The organism is Spirillospora sp. NPDC047418, from assembly GCF_040643275.1.
Taxonomy (GTDB): Bacteria; Actinomycetota; Actinomycetes; order Streptosporangiales; family Streptosporangiaceae; genus Spirillospora.
The window spans coordinates 81,575-101,079 of the sequence record NZ_JBEYTW010000008.1 but is presented as its reverse complement, the minus strand read 5'-3'; the positions used below and the strand labels follow the sequence as shown (position 1 = coordinate 101,079).

Sequence of the window (19,505 nt, the reverse complement as noted above, 5' to 3'; positions counted from 1 at the left end):
TCCGGGTGATGTGGTGTTCTGGCTGGTCATTGCCTTGATGCTAGATGTGGATGGAGTGGGTGACATCGCTCCTAAGAGCCAATCGGGCGGCGGGTCCGAATGGCTCTTGCGGGGTAGCCGGGGCCGGTCGGTGCGCTCGTTTCGGCGATGCGGCGGACGGGCGGGCGCGGCTGGACTGGACGGTATGGCCGAAACGAAACCCCAGAACTCCTCCCGTGCCCGTTCGGGACGACCTCCCGGCACCCGGCTCGGGCGGACGATCAGAGCCGCGAAATGGCCGGTGCTCCTCGGCTGGATCGCGCTCGCGGTCGTGGCCACGGCGTTCGCGTCGCGGCTGGGCGAGGTGCAGCGCGACGACTCCGCCGCCTACCTGCCCGGCGGGTTCGAGTCCAGCGTCGTCGCCCGGCTCGGCGAGCCCGATCCGGCCCGTCCGGACGCCGAGACCGCCATCGTCGTCCACCACCGCGCGGGCGGCGGGGCGCTGACCGCCGCCGACCGCGCCGCGATCGCGGCGGCCCGCACGGAGGTCGCCGGGCTCGGTGTGCCGGGCGCGGGAGCACCCGGGCCCGTGCAGACCTCCCCGGACGGCGCCGCCGCGCTGTTCAGCGTCGCCGTCCAGCCCCGGGAGGCCGGCGACGGCACCGTCGCCACGGCCGTGGAGCGGGTGCGCGCCGCCGTCGCGGACCCGGGCCCGGACGGGCTCCGCGCGCTCGTGACGGGGGAGGCCGCGCTCGACGCCGACAACGACGGCGGCGACGTGGACGGGCCGCTGCTCCTGACCAGCATGGCCATCGTCGCCGTCCTGCTCCTGCTGACCTACCGCAGCCCGGTGCTGTGGCTCGCGCCGCTGCTCGCCGCCGGCCTCGCGGTGATGGTCGCCCGGGGCGGCGCCTACGGCCTGGCCAGGGCGGGCCTGGCGGTCACCGACCTGTCGTCGGCCATCCTCATCGTGCTGGTGTTCGGGGCCGCGACCGACTACGCGCTGCTGCTGCTCAGCCGGTACCGCGAGGAGCTGGCCCGGCACGCCGACCGGCACGAGGCGCTGGCCGAGGCGCTGCGCCGCACGGCCCCCGCCATCGTCGCGAGCGCCGCGACCGTCGCCGCCGGGCTGCTCTGCCTGCTGGTCGCCGACCTCGCCGGGCTGCGCGGGCTCGGACCGGTGGCCGCGTCCGGGATCGCGGTCGCGCTGGCGGCGATGCTGACCCTGCTGCCGGCGCTGCTGGCCTGCGCGGGGCGGTGGCTGCTGTGGCCGCGCGTCCCGTCCCCCGGACGCGACCGCGGCGCCGGGCGGCACCGGCTGTGGGGCGCCGTCGCGGGCCTCGTCGGGCACCGGCCCCGGCTCGTGGCCGCGCTCGTCACCGGCGCGCTGGCCGCCGCCGCGCTCGGGCTGGCCGGCCTGCACGTCAGCGCCGACCCGGTCGACAAGGTGCCGCCGCGCAGCGAGTCCGTCACCGGCCGGCAGGTGCTCGCCGACCACTTCCCGGACGGCGCGTCCGATCCGCTGACCATCGTGCTGCCCGCCGGGGCCGGCCCCGCGACGGCGGCCGAGGCGGGACGGGCCGCGACGGCGACCGAGGGCGTGGCGGGGGCCGAGCAGGCGCCTCCGCTCGGCGGCCGCGGCACGCTGCGCGTCGAACTCGGCGTCCCGCCCTACGGGGACGAGGCCGCCGGCACCATCGACAGGCTCCGGCACCGGCTCGGCGACGTGGCGCCCGGCTCGCTCGTCGGCGGCATGCCGGCGATCCAGGCGGACTACCGGGACGCCGCGCTGCGCGACACCCTGCTGATCGTCCCGCTCGTCCTGCTGGCGATCGGGCTGATCCTCGGGCTGCTGCTCCGCTCGGCCGTCGCACCGCTGCTGCTGCTCGCGACCGTCGTCCTGTCCTTCGCCGCCTCGCTCGGGATCTCGGTGCTGCTGTTCACCCACGCGCTGGGCCACGGGGGCGTCGCCGCCGACCTGTTCGTCTACATCTTCGTGTTCCTCGTCGCGCTCGGCGTCGACTACAACATCTTCCTGATGGAGCGCATCCGCGAGGAACGCCGGCGCGCCGCGACGGCGGAGGCGGTGCGCCGCGGCCTGACCGCCACCGGCGGCGTCATCTCCGCCGCCGGGCTCGTCCTCGCGGGCACCTTCCTGGCCCTCACCCAGATCCCGGACGTGACCGTCGCCGAGGTGGGGCTCGCCGTCGCCGTCGGCGTCCTGGTCGACACGCTGCTCGTCCGGTCGCTGCAGGTCCCCGCCCTGGTCATCTGCCTGGACGACCGCACCTGGTGGCCGCACCGCTCCGCTCGCCGTCGATCGCCCTCGCATAGAGACTGACCGCGTCCGACCCCGCCGAGGCGTCACGACGGGACGTCCACCAGGACCTTGCCGACCGCACCGCTCTCCACCGCGCGGTGCGCGTCGGCGGTCCTGGCGAGCGGGAAGCGGACCAGCGGTAGGCCGTGCTCCTCGCCGACCGGCAGGGCGCCGTCGCGGACGGCGGCGGCGACGTCCTCGACGGCCGCGGCGCGCGCCTCCGGACCGGCCGTGTAGAGCACGAGGAACTGGAACCGGGTGTTCAGCACCATGTTCCGCACGACGTCCAGTTCGACGGGCTTGCCGCCGACGTTGGCGTAGGTGGAGATCGTGCCGCGCGGCCGGAGCACGGCCAGGTCCAGTGCGAGGTTCGCGCCGAGCGCCACCTCGGCGACGATGTCGACGCCGTCCGGGGCGGCCTCGCGGATCGCCGCCGCCGGGTCGCCCTCGCGGTAGCCGACCACGTGGTGCGCGCCGGCGGCGGTCGCGAGCCGGGCCTTCTCCGGGCCGCTGACCGTGCCGATCACGGTCGCGCCGGCCCAGCGGGCGAGCTGGATCACCGCGTGCCCGACCGCCCCGGCGCCGCCCGCGGCAAGCACCGTCCGGCCGGCGAGCGCGCCGGGCCGCAGGCGGCGCGGTCCGTCCTCGGCGACGGTGAGCGCGCGGTGCGCGGTGAGCGCGGGGACGCCGAGCGCGGCACCGGCGTCGAACCCGGCCTCGTCGGGCAGCGGAACGGCCTGCTCGGCGGGGATGGCGGTGAACTCGGCGGCGGTGCCGGTGGGGCGTCCGGCGGCGGCCATGAACAGCCAGACCCGCTCGCCGACCCGGCTCCCGTCGACCCCCGCGCCGATGGCGTCGATCACACCGGCCCCGTCGAGATGCGGGGTGACCTCGGGGAATCCGGCGGGGCCGCCCGAGCGTGCCTGCGCGTCGGCCGGATTGACACCCGACACCGCGACCCGGACCTCGCCGGGGCCGGGCGCGGGCGGGTCGCGATCGACGAGCCGGAGCACCTCGAGCCCGCCGCCGGCGCGGTGGATGATGGCCTTCATGATCCTCCTCCTAGCCGAGCGGGACTTCGCTGGACCGTGACTCGACGGCGTCCAGGGCGGCGAGGGTGGCGGCGTCGAAGGTGATCTCGCCGGCCGCCATGTTGGCCGCGAGGTGGACGGGGTCAGCGGTACCGGGGATGAGCAGCACGTTCGGGGCGTGGTGCAGCAGCCAGGCGAGACCGACCTGGGACGCGGTGACGCCCATCGACTCGGCGGCGGCGCGGACGGCCGGCTCCCCGGCGACCTTGGGCAGACCGGGGAAGGCCCCGCCGAGCGGGAAGAACGGCACCCAGGCGATGCCCTCGTCCGCGCACAGCCGCAGCATGTCCTCGTTGTCACGCGAGACGAGGCTGTAGGCGTTCTGCACGCAGGCGATGCCGGCCGGCAGGGCGCGGCGCAGGATGTCCGGCGTGACGCTGCTCAGCCCGATCGCGTCGATCTTCCCTTCGTCGCGCAGGTCGGTCAGCACCGCGAGCTGGTCGTCGACGTCCACGACCTGGTCGCCTTCGGGACGCATTCCGGGGCCGGTGTCGAGGCGGCGGAGGTTGACCACCGCGAGCCGGTCGGTGCCGAGACCGCGCAGGTTCTCCTCGACACCGGCCCGCAGCTGCTCGGGGCGCTGCGCGATCCGCAGCGGAACGCGCCCGCCCGGGTTCGGTTCGGCGCCGACCTTGGTGACGACCAGAACGCCGTCCTCGGGACGCAGCGCCTCGCGGATGACGGCGTTGGCGAAGCCGAAGCCGTAGAACTCGGCGGTGTCGACATGGTTCACGCCCAGCTCGACCGCGCGGCGCAGCAGCGCGACGGCGTCGTCGCGGCGGTCCCGCAGGCGTTCGAGCTGGGCCGCGCCGTAGCCGACCCGGGCCACGGTACGTCCGGCGAACACGGCCGTCGGGGTGCTCATGGGCGGGCCTCCTCGCGATGTGGTCATGGCGACACCGTACAACTGACGAATGACAGATTTCAAAATCTGTCAGCACGGAGGTGGGTGACCGACTGACATAACTTGGTTTCTGTCAGCCCTTCGCGTACGTTCCTCGCTGGGAAGACCCGGCGATCGGACGGGACAGGGAACGGGCCGGGCAGGGAACGGGCCGGGCAGGAACGAGGCGGGGAGGGGCGATGCGCGGGGAGCCGCTGGACGCGGAGATGATCGTGTCGGCCACCGAGGAGGTGCTGCGCCGCCACGGTCCGGAGAAGACCACGGTGCTCGACGTCGCGCGGCTGCTCGGCGTGAGCCACGGGAGCGTGTACCGGCACTTCCCGTCCAAGGCGGCGCTGCGCGAGGCCGTGATCCGGCGCTGGCTCGACCGGGTGCGGGACGACTTCGCCGCGGCCGCCCGGGGTCCGGGACGGCCCCCGGCCGAGCGGCTGCGCGGCCTGCTGACCGCCATGTTCGCCGCGAAATGGGCGAAGGCGAAAGAGGACCCCGAGCTGTTCGCCACCTTCCGGGTGCTGGCGGCCGAGCACAGCAGCGTGGCGTCCGCCCATGTGGGCTTCCTGGTCGAACAGATCCGCGCCATCGTCGCCGACGGCATCGGGAGCGGTGACCTCGCCGCCGGTGAGCCGGAGGTGATCGCGCGGGCCGTCCTCAACGCGACCAGCCGCTTCCACGACCCGCTGCACGCCGCGGAGTGGAACACCCCGGGGGCCGTGGCGGAATCCGAGCACGTCGTCGCGCTCATCCTCGACGGCATCCGCGCCCGCTGACCACGGCTGCGCCCGGGGCCGTCCCGCCGGCGAGGGGGCGGGACGGCCGGGCGGAGGCGCGCTTCAGTTCAGTTCTATGTAGTCCAGTTCGGCGTAGCCGGTGCCGCCCTGGAAGTACGGCGATCCCTTCGCCAGCCGGATCACGCTGTACCCGGCGGGCAGGTCGACGGTCGTCGACACGGTGGCGCCGAACTGGCCCCAGCCGCCGGTGGCCGGGTAGCCGATCGTGGACCACGCGCCGCCGTTGTAGGCGATGCCCTGCGTCGCCGTCGCCCCGGTGCCGTTGGCGTAGCCGATCTTCATCGTGTACGTCCGGGCGGACGGGACGTTCACGATGAAGTCGACGTAGCTGTCGGTGCGCGCGTCGCCCGTGTTGTCGATCCGGCCGACGTACCCGCCGTTCGAGGCGCTGCCGGAGGAGAGCCGCTCGGCCCGGAACACCGCGGCGTTCTCGGCCTCGTACCGGTGCTGGTAGGCGGGCGCGCCGCCCGCCGGCTCGATGGCCAGGTGGTAGGCGGAGCTCGCGTCCATGCCGGTGACCGGGACGGAGATCTCCCCGTTGTTCACGGTGTAGGTCCTGTCCCACACGGTCGTGGGGCCCGCGACCGCCGTGTGCCGTCCCGAGTACGGCGTCGACTCGAGCCGCACCCGGACGGACGACCCGAGCCCGTTCAGCCCGGTCACCCGGACGGTGTTGGTCCCGGACGCGTGCCCCGCGACCACGTTGACGATCTTGCGGGTGCCGTCGTAGGAGGCGAAGCCGTCCAGCCCGGTCTGCGCGGCGGGCGTCGTGGCGACCATGGACCCGGCCATGTCGCCGTACCACTTGTAGAGCCAGTACGTGCCGGTCGGATGGCCGTCGGTGACGAGCCCGTTGAGCGTCCCGTACTCGTACCAGAACGCGCGGTCGGCCGAGTCGACGCCGCCGCGTTCGAGCTTGGCGATGAAGCTTGCGACCGCGCCCGGCCGGTCCACGGCGTCGGTGCCCGCGTACTCGTTGACGGCGATGCGGCGCGGGCTGATCCCGAGCGACCTCTCCAGCGCGCGGTAAGCGGCGATGTCGGCGGCGATCGCGGACGGGTCCTGCGCCAGTTCGTGCCAGCAGACGACGTCGGGCAGCACGTTGTTGTCGCGGGCGTAGGTCAGGAACGACCGCATGTAGTCGGCGTTGTACCAGCTCAGGCTCGGCCCGATGATCGGCGTGACCGAGTCCTTGGCGCGGACGCGGCGGAACGTGCGGGCCCAGCCGGCGTTGAAGTCGCCCGCCGCCGCCGTGTTCCACGTCCAGTCGGGTTCGTTCCAGAGCTCGTAGCCCTCGATGTTGGTGACGGCGGTCTTGGCGAGCCGGGCGTTCACCTGGGCGTCGACCTTGCCGAGCCAGTCGTCCCAGCTCACCCACCGGTAGGGGAAGTTCGGGTAGATGTCGGGCATCCGGATGATCACCGACGCGCCGACCCTGTCGGCCTGCGGGGCGACCAGCAGGGCGTCGCCGGCGGGAGGCTGTCCGTTCGGCGCCTGGCGGACGCCGGGCGCGGGCTGGGTGACCGTGCGCAGGTGCAGCGGGTAGAGCAGCGCGTTCGCGGGCCGGTCGCCCTCGATCAGCCCGTAGAGGCCGCCGGCGGCCACATGGGTGACGGGACGGAACGGCGCCGCGGCGTTCACCACGAGCGTGGATCCGTCGGCGTGCGCGGTGGTGGGGACGGCCGTCTGGAGCGCGGTGATCGCGCTCACGGCGAGTCCGGCGGCGAGGAACGTGCGGCGTCTGGAACTCATGGATCACCTCGGGGGGTGGGCCGCCGGCGCCCGAGGGCGGCGGACGGGGGAGCGGGGGGTGGGGTGCGGGTGAGCCCGGCGGCCGCGGCGACCAAGCTCCGAAAAGGTTTTCGGGAGGAAGGTAAGAACGCCGGAGCCGGTCTGTCAAGGGGCTCTTTCAGCCGCGTCCCGCTTACAATGCTCGAAGCTCGGAAAGGCTTTCGGTGACCAGACGTTCCTCCGCACCAGTGACCCTCACCGAGGTGGCCAGGCGCGCCGGGGTGTCGGTGGCGACGGCCTCCAAGGCGCTGAACGCGCGCCCGGACGTCGCCCCGGAGACCCGCACCCGCGTCCTCGCGGTCGCCGCGGAGCTGTCCTTCCAGCCCAACGCGCTCGCCCGCGGCCTGCTGTCCGGCAGCAGCCGGACGGTCGGGCTGCTCACCGACGAACTCGCGGGGCGGTTCGCGATCCCGGTCCTGCTGGGCGTCGAGAACGCGCTCGGGGACGGCGAGATGTCGGTGCTGCTGTGCGACGCGCGCGGCGACGCCGTCCGGCGGCGGCAGCACATCCGCACGCTGCTGGCCCGGCAGGTCGACGGGCTGATCGTCCTCGGTGACCGCAACGACGTCCGCGCGTCGCTCACCGGCGACATCCCGGTCCCGGTCGTGTACGCCTACGGGCAGTCCGACGACCCCGGCGACCTGTCCGTCGTCGCCGACGACGTGGGGGGCGCCCGCCTCGCCACCGAGCACCTCCTCGTCGTCGGCCGCCGCCGGATCGCGCACATCACCGGCGAGGCGGGCTACCGGGCCGCGCGGGACCGCGCGGCGGGGCTGCTGGCGGTGCTGGACGCCGCGGGCCTGCCCCTCGCCGGCGGCCGGCCGTCCTACGGCGCCTGGTCCCAGCGCTGGGGACGGCAGGCGACCCGCATGCTCCTCACCACTGACCCCGATGTGGACGCGCTGTTCTGCGGCAGCGACCAGATCGCCTACGGGGCCATCGACGCGCTGCACGACCTCGGCCGCCGGGTCCCGGACGACGTCGCCGTCATCGGCTACGACAACTGGGAGATCTTCGCGACCGAGAGCCGCCCGCCGCTCAGCACCGTCGACCTCGACCTCGAACGCCTCGGCGCCACCGCCGCCCACCACCTGATCGCGGCCCTGGAGGGCGAGCACCGAACCGGCGTCGTCCACCACCCCGGCCGCCTCATCGTCCGAGACTCAACCGCCCCAAGCTGACCACGCCCCAAGCTGACCACGCCCCAAGCTGATCGCGCCCCGGGGTGATCAGGTTCCGGGTCGATCGCGTCTCGGCCGATTACGTCGCGGCCGATTACGTCGCGGCCACTTACGTCGCGGCCACTTACGTCGCGGCCACTTACGTCGCGGCCGGTTGCGTCGTGGGTGGGGTGGTGGTTGGGGCGGTGCTGGCGCGTAGGGAGATCGGGGGGGTCAGTAGCTGGTGGCGGAGCGGGGCCGCCGGCGCGCCGATGCGCTCCAGTAGCAGGTCGATGGCGATGCGGCCCATCTCGCGGGACGGGACGTCGGCCGCGGTGAGGGCGGGCGTCACGGCCTCGGCCCACCGGCTGCCGACGATGCCGGTGACCGACATGTCGCGGGGGATCGCCCGCCCGGCGGCGCCGAGCCCCCGGTACAGCCCGCCGAGCGCCGCCTCGTTCAGGGTGACGATGCCGGTCACGCCCGGGTCGTCCGCGAGGATCCGCTCCACGCAGTCCTCGCCGGAGGCGGCGTCGTCGCCGCACTGGTAGGAGCGGCCGGACACCGCGTGCTCGGCGAGCGCCGCCTCGAACCCGTCCTGGCCGCGCCGCGCCGACTCGTACCCGGCGCGGATCAGCTCCTCGGACCGGTTGACGAGCGCGAGCCGCCGGTGGCCGAGCTGCGCCAGGTGCCGGACGCAGTGCCGGACGAGCCGCCCGTGGTCGAGGTCGACCCAGCTGGTCCCGTCCGGTTCCGCGGTGCGGCCGATCGTCACGAACGGGAAGCCGGTCGCGCGCATCCGGTCGACGCGGGCGTCCTGCAGCCGGATCTCCATCAGGACCGCGCCGTCCACCCGCCGCTCCCCGATCAGCCGGTGGAACCCGCGGTCCTCGGCCCCGGCCGGCGACATCAGGACGTCGTAGTCGCGCACGGCGGCCGCGTCGACCAGGCCGCCGATGAAGTCGAGCTGCATGTCGGTGTAGTGCGTGCTCGCGGGCGGGAAGACCAGGCCCAGCGTGCGCGTCTCGCCGCGGGCGAGCGCCCGCGCGCTGGCGTTCGGCTGGTACCCCATCTCGTCGATGACCTGCTGGATGCGCAGCCGTGTGGCCTCCGACACCGGGCGCTTCCCGCTCAGCGCGTAGGACACCGTGCTGCGCGACACCCGGGCCCGCCGGGCGATCTCCCCGATGGTCACGGACGGCGCGTCATCGAACCGATTCGACAAGGCTCCTCCAACCTGTGCGCTCACGATATCGGTTGTCGCGCGTCGTCGAACCGGTTCGCTCACGGGTATGTCGGTCCATTGACCTGCGACGGCCGGACGCTTATCGTGCATCGAACCGGTTCGGCGAACCGGTTCGATGCAGTGCCGCGCCGGGGCGCGCGCACCCGGAAAGGACGACGCGATGACCCACCCCCACCACCCCCGCAGGACGCGCCTCCTCGCGGCGGGCACGGCCGCCGCGCTCGCCGCGGCCGCGCTGGCCGGCTGCTCGTCCGGCGGCGACGCTGCCGACGCCGGCACCTACACGGTCTGGGACCCCTACCCCCAGTACCAGGCCGGTTCCGACTGGGCGAAGCTGCTCGACAAGTGCGGTACCGGCGCGGGCGTGAAGGTGAAGCGCACCGCCTACGACACCACCGACCTCACCAACAAGGCGCTGCTCGCCGCGCAGCAGGGCAACCCCCCGGACGTCCTCATCGTCGACAACCCGGTCGTGTCGACGCTCGCCGAGGCCGGCGTCCTCACCACGACGGCCGACACCAGCACCGACACCTCGATGATCCAGCCCAACCTGCTGGCGGCCGGGCAGGCCGGCGGCAAGACCTACGGCACCCCGATCGGCGCGAACACCCTCGCGCTCTTCTACAACAAGAAGGTCCTGAAGGCCGCGGACGTCGACGTCTCCACGATCAAGGACTGGACGAGCCTCACCGCAGCCCTCCAGAAGGTGAAGGCAGCCGGCGAGAAGGGCATCACGTTCTCCGCCATCGGCACCGAGGAGGGCAGCTTCCAGTTCCTCCCCTGGTTCTGGGGTGCGGGCGCGCAGCTCACCGGCCTCGACACGCCCCAGTCGGTCGGCGCCCTGACGCTGTGGTCCGACTGGCTGAAGAAGGGCTACGCGCCCAAGTCCGTCCTGAACAACACGCAGACCACCAGCTGGCAGGAGTTCGCGACCGGCGACTACGCGTTCGCCGAGAACGGCACCTGGCAGCTGGAGAACGTGAAGAAGGCGGGCTTCCCGTACGGGATCATCCCGATCCCCGGGCAGGACGGCGGCACCGCCCCGGCCCCGACCGGGGGCGAGTTCGTGACCGTCCCGGTACAGGACGACACCGGCCGCTACGTCACGTCCAAGAAGATCAGCGACTGCCTGACCAGCGGGGACGACTCCTACACCGCCGTCAGCACGCTCTCCTACATCGCGCCGACGAGCCAGATCCAGCAGAAGCAGGTCGAGGCCAAGCCCGACCTGAAGGTCTGGGTCGACGCGGTGCACGCGGCGAAGGGCCGCACCAGTGACGACCTCGGCACGAAGTACCCGAAGATCTCGCAGCAGATGTGGACGGCCGTGCAGAGCGCGCTGAGCGGTTCCGCCACGCCCCAGGAGGCGATGGCGAAGGCCCAGTCCTCGGTGAAGTGACGCCGATGACCGACACGAAGGCGGCGCCCGGACGCCCGGTGCGCCGAAGCTCCGGCCACTGGACGGCCTGGGCGTTCCTCCTGCCGCTGGTGGCCTATCTCGCCCTCTTCTACGCCTACCCCCTCTACCGCAATGTCGAGTTGAGCCTGCGCGACTACAACGTCCGGTCGTTCGTCCACGGCGGGGCGCCGTTCGCGGGGCTGGACAACTACGCCGAGGTCGTGCGCGACGCGACGTTCTGGCCCGCGCTCTGGCACACGGTCGTCTTCACGCTGGTGTCGCTGGTGTTCCAGTTCTCGATCGGGCTCGGCCTGGCCGTATTCTTCAACCGGCACTTCAAGCTGTCGGTGGTGCTGCGGGCCCTCTTCCTGGTGCCGTGGCTGCTGCCGCTGATCGTGTCGGCCTCGACCTGGACGCTGCTGCTCAACTCCGAGTCCGGCGCCGTCAACTGGCTGCTCGGCCTGGCCGGCATCGGGCCGGTGGACTGGCTGACCTCGCCGCACTGGTCGCTGACCTCGGTGACGATCGCGAACATCTGGATCGGCATCCCGTTCAACCTGGTCATCCTGTACAGCGGGCTGCAGTCGATCCCGGACGAGCTGTACGAGGCGGCGGCGCTGGACGGAGCGTCCGCCTGGCAGCGGTTCTGGCGGATCGCCTTCCCGCTGCTGCGCCCCGTCTCGGCGATCACGCTGATGCTCGGCCTCATCTACACGCTGAAGGTCTTCGACATCATCTGGATCATGACCAGGGGCGGGCCCGCGGACTCCTCCGCGACGTTCGCCACCTGGTCCTACCACCTCGGGTTCGCCAACCCGCTGCCGTCCTTCGGGCCCGGCGCCGCCGTCGGGAACCTGCTGGTGCTGGCGGCGCTGGCGTTCGGCCTGCTCTACATCCGCTTCGAGCGCCGGCAGCGGGGGGCACTGTGACGCGCGCGACCGTGCGGGCGACGGGATCGTGGTGGAAGACCGGGATCGCGCTGCTGCTGACCGCGATCATGCTGTTCCCGGTCTACTGGATGCTCAACAACTCGCTCACCCGGGACGAGGACATGCGGCGCACCCCGCCGTCGTTCTTCCCCGCGCATCCGACCCTGGACGGCTACCGCGCCGTCCTCGACCAGCAGCTTCCCTACCTCGGGACGAGCCTCCTCGTCGGGCTCGGCACCGTGCTGCTGACCGTGATGATCGCGGCGCCGGCGGGCTACGCGCTCGGCCTGCTGCGCCCCCGCGGGTCCGGTGCGCTGAGCTTCCTGCTGCTCGCCGCGCAGATGATCCCCGGGATCATCATGGCGATGGGGTTCTACGCGATCTACCTGAACCTCGGTGTGCTGAACACGCTGCCCGGCCTGATCCTCGCCGACTCCACGCTCGCCGTTCCGTTCGGCGTGCTGATCTTCACCGCCTTCATGGCGGGCATCCCCCGGGAGCTGCTCCAGGCGTCCCGCGTGGACGGCGCCGGGACGTTCCGCACGTTCTGGTCGATCGTGCTGCCGATCAGCCGCAACAGCGTCGTCACCGTCTCGCTGTTCGCGTTCCTGTGGTCGTGGTCGGACTTCATCTTCGCCAGCACGCTGGACGGCGGCGGGCGGTACCGGCCGATCACCCTCGGGATCTACCACTACATCGGCAACAACAACCAGCAGTGGAACGCCATCATGGCCGCCGCGGTCGTGGCGTCGGTCCCGACCACGCTCATCCTGATCGGCGCGCAGCGCTACATCGCCGCCGGGGCCACGGCCGGCGCCGTCAAGGACTGACGGCGCCGTCAAGGACCGACTCCCTCCCGCCTCCTCCTCCAGAAACGAGCTCGCTTCCCCATGACTCCCGGACCCTCCTTCTCCGTCCAGGAAATACCGTTCAGCACCTTCGGCTCCTGGCTCGCCCTCTCGCCCGTCACCGCGCTGGCCACCTTCGCCGACGACCTGCACCTGGTCTCCCACCGGGGCGGGCTGAACCCGGTGCTGCGCCTCACCCCGCTCGCGGACGGCGCCCGCGCCGCCGCGACGATCACCGCCACGCCCGGACGGCTGACCTGGGCGCACGCGTCCGGCACGGTCGAGGCGGCGTTCGAGTCGCCGGACACCGTGCGGCTCCGCGGCACCGGCCTCGCGCTGCGGCTGGACGCCGCGATCACCGAGCTGACCCCGTTCACCGGGACCTACTTCTACGACGCCGCCGGCGCGCACGTCTTCACCTCCTACGAGACCGGGCACCGCTACCGCGCGACCCTGATCGCGGGCGAGGCCGCCGCGCACGGCGCCCAGTCCCTCGGGGACGCCGAACGCGGCCTGACGTTCGGCGGCGACGGCGGCTCCTGGGAGGCGGTGATCGAGGAGTACGGGACGGCCCGTCCGCCCTACGTCCCGTCCGCGCCGTTCGACGCCGTCGCCGGGGCGGCGCTGTCGGCGTTCGCGGCCTTCGCCGACGCCGTCGCCCCCTGGCGCAGCCCGGACACGCCGGCCGCCGAGCTGGCCGCCTACGTCCTGTGGTCGGCCACCGTCCGCCCGGGGGGCTTCCTCGGGCGTCCGGGCGTCCTGATGTCGAAGCACTGGATGAACAAGGTGTGGAGCTGGGACCACTGCTTCAACGCCCTCGCCCTGGCCGCCGGCGACCCCGCGTTGGCCTGGGACCAGTACGAGATCCTGTTCGACCACCAGGACTCCTCCGGCGCCCTGCCCGACTCGGTGACGCATTCGGAGGTCCTCTTCAACTACGTCAAGCCGCCGATCCACGGCTGGGCGTTCGGCCACCTGCGCCGCCGCCTGCGGTTGGACCGTTCCGACCTCGAACTGGCCCACACCCAGCTCGAAGCGTGGACGCGGTTCTGGCTCACCGCGCGCCGCGTCCCCGGCAGCCCGTTCCCGCACTACGAGCACGGCAACGACAGCGGCTGGGACAACGCCACGGCCTTCGACCCCGAACGGGTCGTCGAGACCGCCGACCTGAGCGCGTTCCTGATCCTGCAGATCCGCGAGCTGGCGCGGCTCGGCGCCGAACTGGGCCGTCCCGCCGCCCATTGGACGGCCACCGCCGACGAGTTGCAGAGCGAACTCTTCACCCGGCTCTGGCAGGGCGACCGCTTCGCCGCTCGGGGCGTCCGCTCCGGGGACACCTGGCACACCGACGGCCTGCTCGACCTGATGCCGATCGTCCTCGGCGCCGCCCTCCCGCCGTCCGCCGCGGCGGCGCTGACCGGCCGCATCACCGCGCACCTCACCGAGTTCGGCCTGGCCACCGAACTGCCCGCGTCGCCGCACTACCGTTCCGACGGGTACTGGCGCGGGCCCATCTGGGCGCCCGCGACCGTCCTGATCGAGGACGGCCTGCGCCGCGCCGGCCGCACCGCCCTCGCCGACGAGATCAGCACCCGGTTCCGCGCCCTGTGCGAACGCTCCGGTTTCGCCGAGAACTTCGACGCCCTCACCGGCGCCGGCCTCCGGGACCGCGCCTACACCTGGACGGCGAGCGCCTACCTCCTGCTCGCCGCCGCGCACGAGACCCGCCGCGGACGCCCGGCTCCCCTGCGCGAGGGGGCGGTGGCCGACGGGGGATGATGCGGCGATCTCCCGCCCCCGGCGGGTTCAGGGCAAGGGCGGCGGGGACGTACCCTGGCGGTGGGTTTCGCAGGACAGAAAGCTCATTCTGGATCGCAGAACGGGGAGGGCCGACGCCGCGTGGACAAGCCGCTGAAGACCCCGCCGCCGTACGCCGTGGCGAGCGTGGACAACGCCCTCCGGATCGCCGCGATGCTCCAGCTGGAAGGGCCGATGACCGTCACGGAGGTGGCCGGGCGGCTCGGGGTCGCCGGCTCGACCGCGCACCGGCTGCTGGCGATGCTCGTCTACCGCGACTTCGCCGTCCAGGACGCGGACCGCTCCTACCGCGTCGGCCCCGTCCTGGAACTGGCCGCGCACTCCCAGTCGGCCGCGTCCCGGCTGCGCGCCGCCGCGCTGCCGCACCTGCGCCGGCTCGCCGATCTGCTCGACGAGTCGGCCAACCTGACCGTCCGCACCGGCCGGACCGCCCGGTTCATCGCGAGCGTCGAATCGTCGCAGGCCCTGCGGGTCGGTTCCCGCGAGGGGATGGTCTTCCCCGCGCACCGCACCACCGGCGGCCTCCTCCTGCTCGCCGAGTTGCCACCGGACGAGCTGGACGCCCTGTACGCCGGGCGGCGGCCGGACGAGCCCGCCGGCGCCCGGCCCGATCCGGCGGAGCTGCGGGCGGAGCTGGCCCGGGTCCGCCGCAACGGCTTCGTGGTCAACGACGGCCGCTCCGAGCGGGGCCTCGTCGCGGTCGGCGTGCCGGTCCGCGACCCGGACGGGACGGCGGTCGCGGGCCTCTCGGTCTCCATGCCGAGCATCCGCTACGGCAAGGAGGACCTGCCGCGCCTGGTCGCGACCCTCAAGAGCGCGGCGACCGCCCTGGAGAAGAGCCTCCTGGCGGTCTGACCGGCGGCTGACCGCGAGCCACCACCGGTCACCGCCCGCCACCGCCCGCCACCGCGCGCGCAGCGCGGCCACCCGCGCCTCGCCGCACGTCACCGTGCGTCACCGCCCGCGCAGCGCGGCCACCCGCGCCTCGCCGAGCGCCGCCATGGCCTCGGCGAGCAGCGTCATCTGCCCGGCGAGACCGCGGGCGGGGTCGGCCTGCGTCGCGACGAAGGCGCCGTCGAACCCGGCGATGCCGAAGTACTCCAGCTCGTCCGCGACGGCCTGCGCGACCTCCGCGCCCTCGGCGGCGAAGGACGCCGCGATCATCGTGTTCATGTGCGCGCGGCCGTCGTGCCGCACCTGCTCGACGATGGCGTCCACCTCGGCCTCGGCGGCCTCCGCGCTCATGATCAGGATCAGGTGCAGGCGCAGGAAGTCGGGGCGCGCCGCGAAGACCTCGCCGGTGCGCAGCAGGTACCACGTCAGCCGCTCGCGGGGGGTGCCGCCCTCGGGCCCGCCCGCCTGCGCGTCCCGCATCGCCGCGAAGAACTCGTAGGCGCCGCGCGCCATGACCGCCGACAGCAGCCCGGCCTTCGACTGGAAGTGGTGGTAGACCGCGCTCTTCGGCAGGCCGGTCTCCCGGCTCAGCACCGACAGCGAGGTGGCGGCGTAGCCGCGCTCCGCCATGACCCGCGAGGCGACGTCCAGGATCTCCTCCCGGGACCTGCGGCCACGGCGGTTGCCGTTCTTCTCGTCCACCTTCTCGTCCGCCACGGGGTGAAGCATAGATGTCCGTGCCGGTAGGCCCGCCACCTGCGGTTCTGTCCTGCGGAAAAGCGTGGACGCCCGCCGCCGGACGTGTGAAGGTGGTCACGATCGTACCGAACGATCGGTACAAAACCTGCCCGATCGGACCGCCCCTCGGAGCCCGCATGACCCAGCATTTCGACGCCGACGTCGCGATCGTCGGATACGGCCCCACCGGGGTGACCGCGGCCCTCACCTTGGCCAGGCACGGCGCCTCGGTCGTCGCCCTCGAACGGGACCGCGACATCTACCCGCGCGCCCGCGCCGTCACCGTCAACGACTGGACGATGCGGATCTTCCAGAGCCTCGGCATCGACGCGCGGATCGCCCGGGTGATCGAGCCGCAGCGGGCGCTGCGCTGGGTGACCTACGACGGCGCCGAGATCATGCGGGTCGAGCACCCGCCGTCCGCGCTCGGCCCGAAGCCCCGCTTCTACAACATCTACCAACCGGCCATGGAGACTGAGCTCCGCGCCTGCGCCGCCGAGTACGGCGACCTGATCGACGTCCGCTACGGCGTCGAGGCGACCGGCCTGGAGCAGGACGCCGGCGGCGTCACCGTGACCGCCGCCGACACCGCGACGGGCGAGCCGCGCACCGTGCGCGCCCGCTACGTGATCGGCGCCGACGGCGGCGGCAGCGCCACCCGCGCCCTGATCGGGTCCGACCTGCTCGGCGACACCCTCGACGCGCAGTGGATCGTCATCGACTGCCGCGTCAAGCGCTGGTGGCCCGACCGCGACTTCCTCACGTTCTGGTCGGACAAGCAGCGTCCCGTCGTCGACATCGCGCTCTCCGCCGGCAACCACCGCTGGGAGATCCCGCTCAAACCGCACGAGACCGAGGCGGACTTCGCGTCCGAGGACGACGTCTGGCCGCTGCTCAAGGCGATGGGCGTCAGCACCGACGACGTCTCGATCCACCAGTGGGCCTTCTACCGCCACCACACCCGGATGGCCGAGACCTGGCGCGCGGGACGGGTCTTCCTCGCCGGGGACGCCGCCCACCTCATGCCGCCGTGGGCCGGGGCCGGGATGCAGACCGGCATGCGGGACGCCCACAACCTCGGCTGGAAGCTCGCCCGTGTCCTCAAGGGCGACCTCGATGAGAGCTGGCTCGACACCTACGAGGCCGAGCGGCGCCCGAACGCGGCCTTCTACACCGGGCTGGCCGTCCAGCTCGGCCGCGTCATCAAGCAGGAGGCGACCCCGGCCGAGATCGAGGAGATGAACCGGATCCCGGCGAACACGGTCACCCCGTTCGAGCCGCCGCTGATCGCGCCGCCCGTCCTCGCCGCGGGCCGGCTGCGCGGCCCGGTCGGGGACGCGAGCATCGTCGGCCGCATGGTCCCGCAGCCCATCGCGGGCGACACGACCGGACGGATGGCGCGCCTCGACGACCTGCTCGGCGACGGCTTCGTGCTGCTCGGCGCCGACACCGACCCGGCGACGCTCCTCACGTCCGGGGAGAAGGCCGAGTGGGACGCGCTCGGCGCCCGGTACCTCGCGATCCGCCCGAAGACCGCCTACACGCAGGGCCCGGACGAACTGGTCGATCTCGACGAGGTCCTGCTGCCGTGGCTGGCCCGGTACGGCGTCCGCGCCGTCGCGGTGCGTCCCGACAGGTTCGTCGCCGCGGCCGACGCCTCCGGCCTGGCCGTGCCCGCCTAGACAAAAGGAGAGGATCACCATGACGGGAGTCAAGGAACTGGCGTACGTCGTCTATGAGGCGAGCAGCCTCGGCGACTGGGAGCACTTCGCCGTCGACCTGCTGGGCATGCAACCCGCGGACGGGACCGCCGACTCCATCGCCTTCCGGACCGACGCGAAGGCGTACCGCTGGCTCGTCCGGCAGGGCCCCGCCGACGACCTCGCCGCCAGCGGCTACGAGGTTGAGAGCGATGCCGCCCTGGACGAGATCGCCGCCCGCCTGCGGGCCGCCGGCGTCGAGGCCGCCGAGGGCGGCGCCGCGCTCGCCGCGTCCCGCAAGGTCGACCGCATCGTGGTGACCGCCGACCCGATGGGCAACCGCGTCGAACTCGTCACCGGCTTCGCCGACGCCGCCACCCCGTTCCACTCCGACGTGCTGCTCGGCGACTTCGTCACCGGCACCGGAGGCGCCGGCCACCAGGTGCTGCTGTCCCGGGGCGTCGCCCGCGAGACCTACCTGGCCTTCTACGAGGGGCTCCTCGGCTTCCGGATCTCCGACATCATCGTCGAGGAACTCGCGCCGGGCGCCGTCGCCGACCTGATCTTCCTGCGCTGCAACCCGCGCCACCACTCCGTGGCGTTCGGCGACATGCCGCACCCCAAGAAGACCCACCACTTCATGGTCGAGGTCACCGACATCCGCGACGTCGGCACCGCCTACGACCGCTGCATGGACGCCGGGCAGCCGTTCGAGATGACCCTCGGCATGCACCCCAACGACCACATGTTCAGCTTCTACGTCCAGACCCCGTCCGGCTTCAGCGTGGAGTACGGCTGGGGCGGACTGCTCGTCGACGACGACACCTGGCAGGTCGAGACCCTGGACCGGCTGCACAGCTGGGGCCACCGCCCGCCCGCGGCCGTCGCCGCCCTGCTCGCCGGAAAGGACGCCCGCTGATGCCGCTGACCCAGGCCGAAACGGCCCGCACGGTCACGACCAGGGACTGGAAGCTCCGCTACTACGAGGCGGGCGACGGGCACCCGGTCGTCCTCCTGCACGGCAGCGGGCCGGGCGCCACCGGCTGGAGCAACTTCTCCGCCAACATCGAGGCGCTCGCCGAGCACTTCCACGTGTACGCCGTGGACATGCCCGGCTGGGGCGACTCGGACGCGGCGACCGTCGACCGCCTCGACCACGTCGACGCCGCCGTCCAGTTCCTGGACGCCCTCGGCATCGGCAAGGCCGCGTTCGTCGGCAACTCGATGGGCGGGCAGACGAGCCTCCGCCTGGCCACCGAGCACCCGGACCGGATCACCCACCTGGTCACCATGGGCCCGCCGGTGACCCGGGCACCCGCCCTCTTCGCCCCCGGCGGCGGCCCGTCGGAGGGCCTGAAGGTCCTCATCGAGACCTACCGGGAACCGTCCCCGGAGAACATGCGCCGCCTCGTCGAGATCATGTGCTTCGACAAGGCCGCCTTCGCCACCCCGGACCTGTGCCGGGCCCGCTCGGACGCGGCCCTCGCCCGCCCCGAGCACCTGCGCAACTACGTCGAGGGCCTCCCGAAGGGCACCCCCCTGCCCACCTGGGTCAAGCCCGAACTCCTCCCCGCGATCAAGGCCCCCACCCTCCTCATCCACGGCCGCGACGACCGCGTGGTGCCCTTCGAGAACTCCCTCTACCTGCTGGCGAACATCCCCGACAGCCGCCTGCTCCTCCTCAACCGCTGCGGCCACTGGGCCATGATCGAACACGCCGCCGAGTTCAACCGCACAGTCACCACCTTCCTCCACAACACCCACCCCCAAGGATGATCCGCTGCCGGCCGATCACCGCGCCGCCGCGGCGCACCTGCACCAGCCATCCGTCAGGAACGTTGTCAACGTGGACCATAAGCTCTGATCGCAGTCAAGATCGTTTTATGTGCGGGCCGGCCGC

The 19,505-nt window shown here is 73.0% G+C and carries 16 protein-coding genes; 11 read left to right on the top strand and 5 right to left on the bottom strand.

Annotated elements, in window-relative coordinates:
• Positions 1-184: 184 nt before the first annotated feature.
• On the top strand, positions 185-2,320 hold the full coding sequence (locus ABZ806_RS07265; protein ID WP_500215971.1) for an MMPL family transporter: 2,136 nt from the start codon (positions 185-187) through the stop codon (positions 2,318-2,320).
• A 23-nt stretch (positions 2,321-2,343) separates the two neighbouring features.
• Here ABZ806_RS07265 and ABZ806_RS07260 read toward each other — a convergent pair whose 3' ends face one another.
• Both ABZ806_RS07260 and ABZ806_RS07255 read right to left on the bottom strand, forming a co-directional pair.
• Positions 2,344-3,351, bottom strand: a complete 1,008-nt coding sequence (locus ABZ806_RS07260; protein ID WP_500215970.1) for an NADPH:quinone reductase — start codon at positions 3,349-3,351, stop codon at positions 2,344-2,346.
• Between the two features lie 10 nt (positions 3,352-3,361).
• Positions 3,362-4,255, bottom strand: a complete 894-nt coding sequence (locus ABZ806_RS07255) for an aldo/keto reductase (protein ID WP_500215969.1) — start codon at positions 4,253-4,255, stop codon at positions 3,362-3,364.
• Between the two features lie 218 nt (positions 4,256-4,473).
• On the opposite strand from ABZ806_RS07255, the gene ABZ806_RS07250 reads away from it, so the two are divergent.
• The gene (locus ABZ806_RS07250) at positions 4,474-5,061 is read left to right on the top strand and encodes a TetR/AcrR family transcriptional regulator (protein WP_500215968.1); all 588 of its coding nucleotides are present in this window, start codon (positions 4,474-4,476) and stop codon (positions 5,059-5,061) included.
• 63 nt (positions 5,062-5,124) lie between these two features.
• Here the strand turns inward: ABZ806_RS07250 and ABZ806_RS07245 are convergent, their stop codons facing one another.
• A complete protein-coding gene (locus tag ABZ806_RS07245) occupies positions 5,125-6,834 on the bottom strand; it encodes a CBM35 domain-containing protein (protein ID WP_500215967.1) in 1,710 nt (569 codons plus the stop codon).
• A 203-nt stretch (positions 6,835-7,037) separates the two neighbouring features.
• Between ABZ806_RS07245 and ABZ806_RS07240 the strand changes: the two genes are divergently transcribed.
• A complete protein-coding gene (locus tag ABZ806_RS07240) occupies positions 7,038-8,054 on the top strand; it encodes a LacI family DNA-binding transcriptional regulator (RefSeq protein ID WP_500215966.1) in 1,017 nt (338 codons plus the stop codon).
• A gap of 139 nt (positions 8,055-8,193) precedes the next feature.
• On the opposite strand, the gene ABZ806_RS07235 is transcribed toward ABZ806_RS07240, so the two are convergent.
• Positions 8,194-9,258, bottom strand: a complete 1,065-nt coding sequence (locus tag ABZ806_RS07235; RefSeq protein ID WP_500215965.1) for a LacI family DNA-binding transcriptional regulator — start codon at positions 9,256-9,258, stop codon at positions 8,194-8,196.
• Between the two features lie 181 nt (positions 9,259-9,439).
• On the opposite strand from ABZ806_RS07235, the gene ABZ806_RS07230 reads away from it, so the two are divergent.
• The 5 genes from ABZ806_RS07230 (at position 9,440) to ABZ806_RS07210 (ending at position 15,128) form a co-directional block, all read left to right on the top strand.
• Positions 9,440-10,678, top strand: a complete 1,239-nt coding sequence (locus ABZ806_RS07230; protein ID WP_500215964.1) for a sugar ABC transporter substrate-binding protein — start codon at positions 9,440-9,442, stop codon at positions 10,676-10,678.
• A gap of 5 nt (positions 10,679-10,683) precedes the next feature.
• The gene (locus ABZ806_RS07225) at positions 10,684-11,607 is read left to right on the top strand and encodes a carbohydrate ABC transporter permease (RefSeq protein WP_500215963.1); all 924 of its coding nucleotides are present in this window, start codon (positions 10,684-10,686) and stop codon (positions 11,605-11,607) included.
• Positions 11,604-12,437, top strand: coding sequence for a carbohydrate ABC transporter permease (locus ABZ806_RS07220; protein WP_500215962.1), 834 nt, complete (start codon positions 11,604-11,606; stop codon positions 12,435-12,437). Before ABZ806_RS07225 ends, ABZ806_RS07220 begins: the two co-directional genes overlap by 4 nt.
• 60 nt (positions 12,438-12,497) lie before the next feature.
• The gene (locus tag ABZ806_RS07215) at positions 12,498-14,234 is read left to right on the top strand and encodes an amylo-alpha-1,6-glucosidase (RefSeq protein WP_500215961.1); all 1,737 of its coding nucleotides are present in this window, start codon (positions 12,498-12,500) and stop codon (positions 14,232-14,234) included.
• Positions 14,235-14,354: 120 nt separating this feature from the next.
• Complete coding sequence (locus tag ABZ806_RS07210) at positions 14,355-15,128, top strand: IclR family transcriptional regulator (protein ID WP_500215960.1); 774 nt, start codon at positions 14,355-14,357, stop codon at positions 15,126-15,128.
• 99 nt (positions 15,129-15,227) lie between these two features.
• Here the strand turns inward: ABZ806_RS07210 and ABZ806_RS07205 are convergent, their stop codons facing one another.
• Positions 15,228-15,884 carry a TetR/AcrR family transcriptional regulator gene (locus tag ABZ806_RS07205; protein ID WP_500215959.1) on the bottom strand — a complete coding sequence of 219 codons (657 nt, stop codon included), beginning with the start codon at positions 15,882-15,884 and terminating at the stop codon, positions 15,228-15,230.
• Positions 15,885-16,042: 158 nt separating this feature from the next.
• On the opposite strand from ABZ806_RS07205, the gene ABZ806_RS07200 reads away from it, so the two are divergent.
• From ABZ806_RS07200 to ABZ806_RS07190, 3 genes are read left to right on the top strand one after another with little or no spacing between them, the layout of a single operon-like run.
• Positions 16,043-17,587 carry a bifunctional 3-(3-hydroxy-phenyl)propionate/3-hydroxycinnamic acid hydroxylase gene (locus tag ABZ806_RS07200; protein WP_500215958.1) on the top strand — a complete coding sequence of 515 codons (1,545 nt, stop codon included), beginning with the start codon at positions 16,043-16,045 and terminating at the stop codon, positions 17,585-17,587.
• Between the two features lie 19 nt (positions 17,588-17,606).
• Positions 17,607-18,524: a VOC family protein gene (locus ABZ806_RS07195; RefSeq protein WP_500215957.1), complete on the top strand. Its 918-nt coding sequence runs from the start codon at positions 17,607-17,609 to the stop codon at positions 18,522-18,524.
• Positions 18,524-19,381 carry an alpha/beta fold hydrolase gene (locus ABZ806_RS07190; protein ID WP_500215956.1) on the top strand — a complete coding sequence of 286 codons (858 nt, stop codon included), beginning with the start codon at positions 18,524-18,526 and terminating at the stop codon, positions 19,379-19,381. The genes ABZ806_RS07195 and ABZ806_RS07190 overlap by 1 nt, the downstream gene beginning before the upstream one ends.
• The last annotated feature ends 124 nt before the right edge of the window (positions 19,382-19,505 follow it).